Source organism: Mameliella sp. LZ-28, from assembly GCF_012274245.1.
Classification (GTDB): domain Bacteria; phylum Pseudomonadota; class Alphaproteobacteria; order Rhodobacterales; family Rhodobacteraceae; genus Antarctobacter; species Antarctobacter albus.
Genome location: NZ_JAANYX010000031.1, coordinates 1 through 578, shown reverse-complemented (window position 1 = coordinate 578; position 578 = coordinate 1). Strand labels below are relative to the sequence as shown.

Annotated in this window: 1 protein-coding gene; it reads right to left on the bottom strand. The window is 65.7% G+C overall.

Features of this window, described 5'->3' with window-relative positions:
• Positions 1-578, bottom strand: a 578-nt coding sequence (locus tag G9Q80_RS15290; protein ID WP_168246498.1) for an adenosylhomocysteinase, incomplete at both ends; no start/stop codon positions are given.

Here is a 578-nt window from a genome sequence, read left to right as displayed (position 1 = left end):
CTGGCCGTCGCGCACCAGCTGGTACAGGCGGTTGACGCCGGTGGTGGTTTCCTCGGACACGCCCATGATCTGGTCGCGGGTCTTGGTGAACCAGCCGGGGCTTGCCGCCATGCGCTTCTTGATCTGCGCCTTGATGACTTCCTCTTCTTCCGAGGTCGGCACGGCGATGATGTCCTCACCCGCCTCGGCGCGCGCGCCCAGCAGGACGTAGAGCGTGGCGTCGCCGCCATCGTCCAGGATCATGTTCGGGCCGTCGTCGAACAGGAAGGACTTGTCGAGGTAATCCCAATGCTCTTCCAGCGTCTGGCCCTTGATCGCGAAGACCGGGATGCCGGCTTCGGCGATGGCCGCGGCGGCGTGGTCCTGGGTCGAGAAGATGTTGCAGGACGCCCAGCGCACGTCGGCGCCCAGCGCCACCAGGGTTTCGATCAGGACAGCGGTCTGGATCGTCATGTGCAAGGAACCGACGATGCGCGCGCCTTTCAGCGGTTTCGCCTCGCCGTATTCCGCGCGCAGCGCCATCAGGCCCGGCATCTCGGTTTCGGCAATGTCGAGTTCCTTGCGGCCGAACCCGGCCA